Origin of the sequence: Rhodanobacter sp. OR87 (genome assembly GCF_000473345.1) — a bacterium.
GTDB classification, from domain to species: domain Bacteria; phylum Pseudomonadota; class Gammaproteobacteria; order Xanthomonadales; family Rhodanobacteraceae; genus Rhodanobacter; species Rhodanobacter denitrificans.
In genome coordinates this window covers 1-8,911 of record NZ_AXBJ01000025.1, presented here as the reverse complement: position 1 = coordinate 8,911, position 8,911 = coordinate 1, and the positions used below count along the sequence as shown (strand labels likewise).

The following is an 8,911-nucleotide window of genomic DNA, read 5'->3' as shown; positions in this document are numbered from 1 at the left end:
CCGCTTCTTCACGTCCAATCTCCTTCAAGTGGGGGATTGGACTCCAAACCGGTGTGCTACTCAAAACTTTGCGGGACGTCGATTTTCGATCGGAACGATCGTCCCGAATTGATCTCGAATCCCGCAGTACCCGACACCGTAAGGCGTGAAGCCAAGCCGCTCGATTTCGTCTTGACCATAGTCGATCTGTTCGTGGTGATGGCCATGGAAAGTCGTTTTCACCTTCAAGCCACGCGCAAGATTATCGACTTCTCGAAAACCATGCCAATGGCAGCTTGGTGCTTCATGGGTCACAAGGATGTCGGCCCGTTCGTTCATGAGTGCTTGGTAGTCATCAGGAAAGATGGTGCTCCGATGCTTCCGTGGCATCCCCCCACGCCAACGATTCCCCTTTCCGCAGCGAGCAAGGAAATCGTTTTTCGACGCATATAGTGGCACGTCGGGTGCATTCCAAATTTGTCCTCGAAAGATGCCACCCAGTCCCGCGACACGCGTTCCAGCCACCTCCACCACTCGGCCATGCAGGTTGCGGTCGGCCAGTGCTGATCCGAACAGGTTGTCATAGTCGGCATCGCTGTCGGTGTCGTGGTTGCCGTGAATCCACCAGACCTCGGTGAGACCCAAGATAGGCTTCAAGGCATGCTCCAGCGGCTCCGGCGGCTGCAAGTCGCCCAACAGCACAATCGCGGCCGGGCGATGCTCACGCACAGCAGCATGGATGTGCTCGAAGTGGCCATGTGGATCACCGCAGAAGAAAATCCGCATGCGTTCACGTGCTCCAGCGGCTCAAATAGGCCCCGCGCAACGCCATCGCATCGAAGCGCGCGTGGTGCCGTTGTAATCGATGCTCCGGATGGTCTTTCCACCACCGCTCACACGCCGAAGCCATGTCTTCGAGACGCTGCCAGCACACTTCGACCGTGGGCCCATCGGGCTCGACTTCATTCATGCCATCGATGACGAACTGGCAGAGACCTCGATCTTGACCCGAGTCATAGCAGATCCATGGTTCCGGAATCGTGGACAGGAACTCGCGCAAGAAGCGGGTGAGGGCAGCATCGTTCATCGCTGACGCCCCACGCTCCAGCAGCGGATACACCACCGAAGCCACCCACGGCAAAGGTTCGGCAGGCAGTGGATCTCGCTCGCCATAGAACTGGTGTTGATCATCGTCGGAAACCAACGCAATCGACACCAGTTCGCTGGCAAGCACATCGGCCCATTCCACATCGAGAAAAAGTCTCACAACGCGTCCAACCATCTATTCGTAGTTTAAGTCTTACAGTGATAGACCACGCCGTCACGCGGCACCTCCCAGTGCAGATCGGCAGCAATCGCCTGCGCCTTGCGCAAGGCATCTAGAAATTGCATCCAATCGTGCAGGTACGTACATCCGGGACAACTACAGCAGTTTGATGCCTTCGTGTTTGTAGTGACTAAACACAACATCGGAAAGACATGTTTTTAACGCCGCGGATTCGTACTTTTGCAAAAACATTGCACGACGAACAATTGAGCATATGGACGTCCAAAAGTACTTGTCTATGTCCGGACGACGTGGTTTATTTCGAATAACGCGATTGATTGAAGGTCGCTCGGGTGGTCGCATGAAAGCAAAGTACGAACTGCTTCGCCAAGAATTGGATGATGAGTACGGGCCATACATTCCGCTCTCTCGTATCTGGCGAAGGTTGTCCTATCCAAGCTTGGATGTGGCGCGCAAAGCGGCTTCCAGAGGTTCGCTTCCTATTCCCTGTGTCTCGCTTCCCGGACGTCGTGGAACCTTCCTGCGAAGCCTTGATGTGGCGAAATGGCTATCAGCTGCCTATCGCCTTTCCGAGCAGTTGTCCGAGTTCCGTCCTGCTTCATGAAGCGCGCGAACTCACCCACCTGGTGGGCCAAAGTGGCGATGGCCTCATCAGGCCGGTGCGAGACGGCCGAGGATTCGTCCAGTCAAAAAGCCACCGCTCGTCAGAGTCGTGGTTTTGTTCTAAGGAGGAACCCCCTATGGGCTAGGCAATAGGGGGCCAGAAACGACAAACCCCGGCTTGGGGCCGAGGTTGTCGTAGACCAGCGTTGGTAGCGCGTGTTCTGACTGTAACCCCCTTTTCGACTTGACTGCAAGCCCCGATCAGGCCGGGAGGCTTGGTGCTGTCTGATCGACAGTCGCAGCCTTCTGATTTGTCGTGGGCAAACTCTCCTGCAACGAATTTGCCGCACGCGGCGAAGGGGTGACTATGTCCTTTTCACGGCCCGACCTTGAAGCCTACATTTCTGATCACGAGCTAGCTCAAGAAACTGCCGACTACATTCGCTATGCGGCAGCGGGCCTTGCGAGAGATGTGGGAGGAAATAACTACACCTGCATCAAAACCGAATATCAGTCATACAAAATGGGTTTCTCCGTCAACACCGAGAGCCGTACGGGTGAGCTGTCCTATGCCATCCACTTAGATTTTGACCCCATGGTCGTAGGCTTTTTTGAGCAACCTCCAAAAGTTGACTGTAGTCGATCCCTGAAGTCAGGAAAGCGCAGGCTGACGACTTATGTTCCCGACATGTTGGTACTGCATAAAGACGGCCCATTCCTCGCGCAGATCAAGCCCAAACATATTCTCGATAAGTTGGTGGGTAATTCGGCGGACTGGGTTTTCGAGAGGGGGATCTATCGAGACATCGCTGCAGAGGAAGGCCTATCCCGCGTCGGTCTTCCGCACAAAGTGGTGTGTAGCGCAGATTTGGATCGACAACGAACTTCAAATATTGCGCTGCTCATTCAATCTCTGGACGAGCCTTCCGCGGATGACGCGACGACAGAAGCATGCCTAGCGTACTTGCGAAAGTCGGGAATTAGCTCGCTAGGCGAAGTCGCCAGGGCTTTAGGTTTGGTAGATTTGACCCCCCTGCTGGGGCTGCTGGCTCATCGTCGGCTATTCACCGACTTGGCTCGCTTCTCACTGACTCAGCCGGAAGCGTGCTTCATAACCGACGATCCATGCCTGCTTCGCGAAGAAGTGTATGGGGCTTGGCTTCAATTGTCCCGCGATCCCGATCATCAACTCGCGGGACAAGCTGGTCGACTTCAGCTGCCTTCGGCCCGGTACCTGAAGCGAGGCGTCGCCATTGTTGAGGAATTGAAGGATGGGCTGGTAGGAAGAAGCGCAAGACGCTGGAAAAGCAAGCTTCGAGAAGGAGAACTAGCTGGTCTCTCTCCGGTAGTAGCGCTCACACCAAAACATCATCTCTCGGGAAACCGGGACCCGAAACGACCGGAGGTCGTACTGGCTTTCGCCGAGCATGTGATTAGAACCTGCTGGCCGGCAATGGAGCGACCGACACCAAGAGCCCTATATCGCATTTATTGGACCGATGCAGAGGCATTTCATCCGGATTACAAGCCGCTGACCAAACCCACGTTTCGCAAAATTCTTGACGAGCTCAAGGATGCACTTGCGGGCGCGCGTGGAGGCAACCGTGCCGCCAACGCCGTGGAAGAGCCGACGGATGTCATGGATCGTGCGCTCCAGGCCAGCAGGCCATTCGAGTTGGCCTCCTGTGATCACTACCTCATCGACCTGTACTGCGAGGTGCTTGATGCGAACGGCATGACCTATGCGATGCTGCCTTGGCTCACTGTGCTACGGGACTGCTATACGAAGTCGGTGTTGGCGTTCTGGCTTCAGTTGAAGGCGCCAAGTCGCCGCAATTGTGCACTGATCATGCGTCAGTGCTTGCGCACTCACGGGCGATTGCCCGAAACGATCATCGTTGATGGTGGTGCAGATTTTTCTTCGGTGTACTTTTCCGGGCTGCTGGCACATTGCAAGGTCAACTTGATGCGCCGCCCTTCGGGGCACCCTCGTTATGGGTGCGAAAGTGAACGATTCTTCGGCCAGTTCAAGGACCTTTGGCTATCGCTTCGCCCAGGCAACAAGATTTCTATCAAAGAGATTCGAAGTGTTTCCGGTAGCCATCGGCCGGAAAGGCATGCGTGCCTGACACTGCTCGACCTCTGGGAAGATCTGCTTGTCTTCAACACATGGTTCGATAGCTACGCTACCGATTCAAGTCTCGCGGCGCCCAGGGTACTCATGCAGCGAGGGTTGGCCCAGTATGGTTGCTCGGGCCGGAAGTGCGCTTACGACGACACGTTCGTTATCGCTACAGCGGTGGATGCGGAGACCTACAAGCTCGATCCGCAGCGCGGTCTGCATATCGGCGCGTTTTATTACTGGGATCCGCGGCTATCGGGACTGCGTCGCCGTGGTGCCGCTGAGGCGCGCATTGATCCCGAAGACCCATACCGTGTCTATGCATTGGTTAGAGAGACATGGGTGACTTGTCTGGCGTCTAGGGCACCCATTTACCTCACCCAGACGTCACTGGCGCAGGCGGTCGAAGGCGTCGTGATGTTGGACGGCAGCAAGATGCGCGAGGTCGTGAAAGAAGACGCCGACCGCAATCTGGTCCATGCCGTTCGCGCGCGTCAGGCAGGCTCTACTTTCCAAAGCTCCGCCGCGACGGCACCTCCTCTCATGACTGAAGCCGTCGAGCCGCCGGGAGCAGTGGACTTCTTCGCCGAAGCAGCGTCGAGCGAGCTTCACAAGCTGGAGACGCCGCAATGGTGAAGAAGGGAGATTGGATACCAAAAGCGATCGATGCCATCGGTGACCGAAAGATATAGCACAAACGATACGTCCATATCAGAAGACGCATCCTTTCCGGCGTGCGTGCCATCTGGCCTGGAGAACTGATCGTCCTAGTGGGGCCTTCGCGAGTTGGCAAGTCACGCTGTATCAGCGACGCGCTTTCTGTTCCGTTTGTGAATGTGCCTGATACCGAAGGCACGATGCGCGTGGTGATGGTCGAGGCGGAGAATTCGTCTAAAGGCGGAGAATTCTCGACCAAGGCTTTTATGGTCGCTTGCCTCAAAGCGATCCGACATCCCATCTATGGAGGTCCGGCAAACGATGACCTCTGGGGGTCCAAATTCGATCAGCTGCTGCATAAGACATCTGAAGCTACCTTACGCGACGCATTTGAGCGCGCCCTGAAATTGCGACAGGTCGAGTACTTGGTCATTGATGAGGCTCATCACGTTCAATATGTCGCGGGTGGGGACAATGCGGCTACCCGAGTGCTTGATTCGTGGAAATGTCTGGCCAGCAAGGCCAAGGTCAAACTCGTACTCTCCGGTTCCTACAAGCTCCTCTCGCTATTGGGTCTTGCGCCTCATCTGATTGGGCGTCAGCAACCTCTTAATTTCGGTCGCTACAAAGCAACTTCTCGTACTGAGGTAGAGAATTGGGAACAGGTGCTGCGCGAGTTCAATGAACTGCTTCAGCTCAAAGACGGCGAATCGCTCAGTACTTGGAATCGCACGCTATTTGATGGCTCGTTGGGCTGCGTTGGTCTGTTGTCCCAATGGATTCGTGCATGCCTGGCTTCGATGCTGGCCGACGAGGCCGATACCGTAACTCTCGAACGTCTCCAGTCCACTAGACTTCCTTCGTTGCAAGAGCGCGATCTTCTCGCGGAAATTTTGATCGGAGAAGAGGACCTCAAACGTGCCCACGAGCAAATTTCCCCTCCTGTCCAAAGCTCTGCGCCTAAACCTGCGAGCGAGAAGAAAACGTCGACCCGAAAACCGTTTCAACGAAAATCGCGGCGCAGTGCGGCCGGCGGGCGAGCCTAATGGCCGACCTACTTCCGCTAAAGATGATCGGAATGGGAACGCAGGATATTGAAGCTTTCCCGTCGTATCTCATCCGCCTAGCGTCCAGCCACGGCATCACCACGGGGCACCTATTGCGACTGTTGCTCGCGGAGGACGCAGGTACATGCAACGCGTTGGCAGCGGGGGTCCAATCGCAGCCTTTTGCGGGCTTGGTACGCCCGAATGCGACTACGTTGGGGGTTCTCAAATGTACTTCTACGCATGTCATCGAGCCGCTCGATACGCTGATTCATGGAACATTTGCTCATCTCATGCCCGCGCTCAAGCGGTCAGCGAACACCTATACAAATACTGTTCGATGGTGTCCGGGATGTCTGGGCGAACAGGAGGTTGAGCACGGTGCCGATTATCTGAAACTAGTTTGGTTTCTGAATGGAGTGGAGACCTGTGCAGTCCACCGTATCCGACTCCGGGATCGATGCCCGATCTGCCAACAGATGGCCCGTCCAATGAACCGTTGGGGCGCTTTCGCGGCCTGCCAGCACTGTGCGGCACCCTTGAACAGAGTAAGCGCTGATGATGTTCTTGAGATCGACCCAGAGGCAACAGCGCCTGATCTGATCAGGTTCGTTGGTGATCTAGTGCACAGGAATGCCCCGTTCCCTGATGGGGCCACCAATCGTTATGTTGACCAAGTATTCAACGCGGCCTGGGCGAGCGAGCGCGAGAGAGAACTCTGGAAGCGGCTGCCTCGCGATGAGTGCATCAGGTACGCGTCCGCCGACGAACCAGTAACCTTGCCTGCCGCGCGCCGAATTGCCTATCTGCTGGAAATGCCGCTCTGCGAGCTCCTCCAGGGTGACTTTCCGTCCGTACAGTCATTTGGCTTTGCGACAGAGCAACTTCTGCCGGAGTCCATGCAACCAAATAAACGTGGATCAAAAGTCGACACTAAGGCGATCGAGGAGAGGCTGCTAGCTGGGCTGGAAGCAAGTACCCCAATATCGTTGAGGCAAGCTGCGCGAGACATTGGGACCACAGTCGGAGCCATGCGCTACCATTTTCCTGGGCTTGTGAATCGATTGTCGTTGGCGTGGGCCGGCCATCTCACAGCAGAGCTCAACCGAAAGAAAATTCAAGCTCGAGAGGCCACTTTCAACGAAATCCAGACTTGGCGTCTAAGGCACAGCAAGCCACTGTCACGGAAAGGACTCTTGGCTTATTTGATACGTGAAACCGGCATCCCAAAAAATGTGTTGCGAGAAGCCATTCAGCAATGGTGGTTACCAGCGCTGACCGCAGTTGATGCAAAAAGCGCCAGCCACCTGCCCATCTTCGCCACAGCAGCTGACCAGCTTCGCCAGCGAAACTGACCGCGGCCGGCGGCCACGCTACCCATCACCGCCATCGCGTTGCCCACATCCTGATTTCGAGCCTGTCCCCATTGCCAGTAGAACTGGCCGGGCTCGCCAGCGGCGGGGGTCGAACGGCCAACTTCGGCGGCGGATTCAATCGGTGGATGCAACACACACTGGACGCTGCCTTGAGCAGCAGGAGTGTTGCAGATGAAGTATCGCCATCGGATTTACTACAGCGATAGCCAGAAGGCGCAGATGTGGGAGTGCTGGCAAAAGGGTCAGTCGCAGCAGCAAATCGCACAGCTGTTTGACCGTAACCATTCGTCGATTCAGCGTATTCTCGCGGAGTCAGGCGGGATCATGCCTCGACAGTGATGCCGTTCGGAGCGAGCCCTCGGCTTGGCCCGGTAGCGATAGCCGGTCTCGCTCAGTGCAAACGTCTGGCAGGCGTGCCGGATACTCGTGCGCCCGTTCTCCACTGCCCATCGGGCCATCTCCCGGCGTTGAGATGGCCTCACCATTTTTTTGCCATCGCCTCCTTCAGCAGATCAGCACTGAGCTGCGTGTCGGCGTACATCTTCTTCAGGCGCCGGTTCTCGTCCTGCAGCTCCTTGAGCTGGGACATCAGCGACGCATCCATGCCGCCGAACTTGCTGCGCCACTTGTAGAACGTCGCCGAGCTGATGCCGTGCTCGCGGCACAGCTGCGGCACCGGTGTTCCCGCTTCGGCTTGCTTGAGTACGGCCAGGATCTGGCTATCGGTGAATCGGGACTTTTTCATGGAACCTCCTCGGGAAAGACTACGAGAAAATTCCACTTCTGGCGTCAGCCAACCTGCGGGGGATTACCGCGCACAGTTGGCAATAGGCTTGATTATATGGCGTTTCCGCCGGCCGACGTGACTGGCTCTAGGCGAGTCCGTTTTGGGAGATTAGAGGTGCATGCATTGAAGACCCATATAGGACCATCCGCAAGAACTTGCTTGTTGACAGTGCCGTTGTCGTAGTTGGAGTCTTCGGACGGGGCTTAGACGTCATACCAGACAGGGGACAGACATGAAGCTGAATTGGCAAGGGAACTGCCTGTCGGCAGTCGCACTGGCTTCGCTTGCGATGCAAGACAAAGGAAAAAGCTTCAGACCCAGTACGCTATGGCCACAGGTCCGAATGACTTCCTTGCCGTGTTTTTTCTTGTTCCTTGCTATGGCCTTGGGGCTACTCGCTGCACCCCGCCAGGCCAAGGCGGTGGACCGTATGGAGTGGGAGTGCGGAAGCACTTGGCAAACAATTTCATATTCTCCTAATGATGATGGAACGGTAACTACCAACGTCACCGGTGGCGGTTGTGGGTGGGTTTGGGTTAACGATGATCGAGGCTACGGAAATGGTTCCGTTAGCGCGGGCCCAGACGGTGCCGGTTCTGTACATACCAGTAACAGTACTCAGGCCACGGCCAACCAGCAGAACAGCAAACATCCAAAAACCCCATGCGATGAAGCTACGCCACAAAAGAGCGCAGCAACCGTCGCCGATCCTATTGATACAAGCTCAGGCAGCAAGATAGAAAAGATTACCGATTTCGCCGAACCCGGCGAAATGGGTCTGACCTTCGAAAGGTATTACAACTCCCGTTTTTCCTGCGCTGGATCCAACGCTCCATGCACGACAAACGTGGGAACGTGGACCACCAATCTGGATTACAAGCTGGATACCATCTGTTACTACGAGAGTACGGGAGGTAATCCGGATCGTCCCATTCGTTGCGGGCCGGTCACCTTTACACGACCCGATGGATCCAGCCTGGATTTCCAGTCCACGACGGCCTTTTTCGGGACGACAGACGGAGCCCCCGTTCCGGGGCCCTTCAATGCCGTGGG

At 56.0% G+C, this 8,911-nt stretch carries 7 protein-coding genes and 2 pseudogenes; 6 read left to right on the top strand and 3 right to left on the bottom strand.

The window, feature by feature from the left end; translation table 11 throughout:
* Positions 1-60: 60 nt before the first annotated feature.
* Both RHOOR87_RS20015 and RHOOR87_RS0115770 read right to left on the bottom strand, forming a co-directional pair.
* Positions 61-765 carry a metallophosphoesterase gene (locus RHOOR87_RS20015; protein WP_081700019.1) on the bottom strand — a complete coding sequence of 235 codons (705 nt, stop codon included), beginning with the start codon at positions 763-765 and terminating at the stop codon, positions 61-63.
* Positions 766-769: 4 nt separating this feature from the next.
* Entirely contained in the window at positions 770-1,246 is a 477-nt protein-coding gene (locus RHOOR87_RS0115770) for a hypothetical protein (protein WP_027485558.1), read from the bottom strand.
* A gap of 361 nt (positions 1,247-1,607) precedes the next feature.
* Here RHOOR87_RS0115770 and RHOOR87_RS20500 point away from each other — a divergent pair, with 361 nt between their 5' ends.
* From RHOOR87_RS20500 to RHOOR87_RS20495, 5 genes and pseudogenes are all read left to right on the top strand, one after another.
* A complete protein-coding gene (locus RHOOR87_RS20500; RefSeq protein WP_155950964.1) occupies positions 1,608-1,871 on the top strand; it encodes a hypothetical protein in 264 nt (87 codons plus the stop codon).
* Between the two features lie 315 nt (positions 1,872-2,186).
* Positions 2,187-4,628, top strand: coding sequence for a DDE-type integrase/transposase/recombinase (locus tag RHOOR87_RS20010; protein WP_155950963.1), 2,442 nt, complete (start codon positions 2,187-2,189; stop codon positions 4,626-4,628).
* Between the two features lie 98 nt (positions 4,629-4,726).
* Complete coding sequence (locus tag RHOOR87_RS20005; protein ID WP_196806988.1) at positions 4,727-5,695, top strand: AAA family ATPase; 969 nt, start codon at positions 4,727-4,729, stop codon at positions 5,693-5,695.
* Entirely contained in the window at positions 5,695-7,050 is a 1,356-nt protein-coding gene (locus tag RHOOR87_RS20000; protein ID WP_081700016.1) for a TniQ family protein, read from the top strand. The genes RHOOR87_RS20005 and RHOOR87_RS20000 overlap by 1 nt, the downstream gene beginning before the upstream one ends.
* 192 nt (positions 7,051-7,242) lie before the next feature.
* Positions 7,243-7,407 (top strand): annotated as a pseudogene (locus RHOOR87_RS20495) (IS30 family transposase); the annotation flags it as partial.
* A 32-nt stretch (positions 7,408-7,439) separates the two neighbouring features.
* Here the strand turns inward: RHOOR87_RS20495 and RHOOR87_RS0115750 are convergent.
* Positions 7,440-7,816 (bottom strand): annotated as a pseudogene (locus RHOOR87_RS0115750) (transposase); the annotation flags it as partial.
* Between the two features lie 274 nt (positions 7,817-8,090).
* Here RHOOR87_RS0115750 and RHOOR87_RS20660 point away from each other — a divergent pair.
* A partial coding sequence (locus RHOOR87_RS20660) for a DUF6531 domain-containing protein (protein ID WP_231381814.1) occupies positions 8,091-8,911 on the top strand: 821 nt, incomplete at its 3' end.

Excerpts from the sequence above, each read along its gene's own strand:
- RHOOR87_RS20015 (WP_081700019.1), bottom strand. The coding sequence starts at position 765 with ATGCGGATTTTCTTCTGCGGTGATCCACATGGCCACTTCGAGCACATC.
- RHOOR87_RS20500 (WP_155950964.1), top strand. The coding sequence starts at position 1,608 with ATGAAAGCAAAGTACGAACTGCTTCGCCAAGAATTGGATGATGAGTAC.
- RHOOR87_RS20000 (WP_081700016.1), top strand. The coding sequence starts at position 5,695 with ATGGCCGACCTACTTCCGCTAAAGATGATCGGAATGGGAACGCAGGAT.